Source organism: Streptomyces niveiscabiei (assembly GCF_033794345.1).
In the GTDB taxonomy this organism is placed as follows: domain Bacteria; phylum Actinomycetota; class Actinomycetes; order Streptomycetales; family Streptomycetaceae; genus Streptomyces; species Streptomyces niveiscabiei.
Genome location: NZ_JARAYJ010000107.1, coordinates 1 through 1429, shown reverse-complemented (window position 1 = coordinate 1429; position 1429 = coordinate 1). Strand labels below are relative to the sequence as shown.

1 protein-coding gene is annotated in these 1429 nt (G+C 65.9%); it reads left to right on the top strand.

The window, feature by feature from the left end; translation table 11 throughout:
• Positions 1-160 precede the first annotated feature (160 nt).
• The gene (locus PV682_RS44030) at positions 161-1399 is read left to right on the top strand and encodes an IS256 family transposase (protein ID WP_319738583.1); all 1239 of its coding nucleotides are present in this window, start codon (positions 161-163) and stop codon (positions 1397-1399) included.
• Positions 1400-1429 lie beyond the last annotated feature (30 nt).

The window sequence follows — 1429 nt, the reverse complement described above, 5'->3', positions numbered from 1 at the left end:
GATCGTGTCCCTCGTCGTGGTGTTGGGGATCAACGGCTGGGAGTGCGCGGGCGTCTGCCCGGGGCGCACTTCCACAGGCGAGTTCCGCTCCCTCAACAGGAGGTGGGCCACCGCGTAACTCTCGGTGGTGAACGCCCAGTTCAACCACGAGGAGTACACGATGACCCTGTCCCAGTCTGAGCTGATACGGCTGCTTGAGTCACTACGCTCGACCGACGGAATCGAGTTCATCCGCGCCATCGCCGAGCGGATGGCGCAGGAACTGATCGAGGCCGAAGCGAGTGCCCACATCGGCGCGGAGTGGAACGAGCACACGCCGACGCGGACCAACATCCGCAACGGGCACCGCGAGAAGGTGCTGACCACGCTGGCCGGCGACCTGGACCTGGAGATCCCCAAGGTCCGCACCGGCAGCTTCTTCCCCTCCCTGCTGGAACGCCGGCGCCGCATCGACCAGGCCCTCTACGCCGTCATCATGGAGGCATACGTGCACGGTGTCTCCACCCGCAGCGTGGACGACCTGGTCAAAGCCCTCGGCGGGGACAGCGGCATCTCGAAGTCGGAGGTCTCGCGGATCTGCGCGGCGCTGGACGAGCCGCTGACCGCGTTCCGCACCCGCCCGCTGGACCATGTCCGCTTTCCCTACGTCTACCTCGACGCGACCTACTGCAAGGCACGGGTGAACCACCAGATCGTCTCCCGGGCCGTCGTGGTGGCCACTGGTATTACCGAGGACGGAGGCCGCGAGGTCCTGGGGCTGATGGTCGGTGACAGCGAGAGCGAGGCGTTCTGGAAGGAGTTCCTGCGCTCGCTGCGCGAACGCGGCCTGTCAGGGGTCCGCCTGGTCGTCACCGACCAGCACGCCGGGCTGGTCGCCGCGGTCCGCAAGGTCATGCTCGGCGCCGCCTGGCAGCGGTGCAGGGTTCATTTCCTGCGAAATGTGTTCAGCGTGATCGACCGGGACTCCGGCGAGATGGTCGCCGCGACGATCCGTACGATCTTCACCCAGCCCACCGCGAGCCTCGTACGCACCCAGCTCGACACCGTCGCCGACATGCTCGGCACCCAGTTTCCCAAGGTCAAAGCCATGCTCCTGAACGCGAAGGAGGACCTGACCGCGTTCGCGGACTTCCCGCCCAGGCACTGGAAGAAGATCCAGTCGACGAACCCGCTGGAACGGGTGAACCGGGAGATCAAACGAAGGATCGACGTTGTCCAGGTCTTCCCCAACGACGACGCGCTCATCCGGCTGGTCACCGCCGTGCTCTTCGAGATGCACGACGAATGGATCGCTTTCCCCCGCCGCTATCTCCCCGAAGGCAGCATGGGCGAGATCTACCGCGAACTCCCCGAAAGCGCCCCCGCACTACCCAACACCCCGAACACGCCCACCAGTTGATCCCCAACACCACGGCAAGGGACACGACCG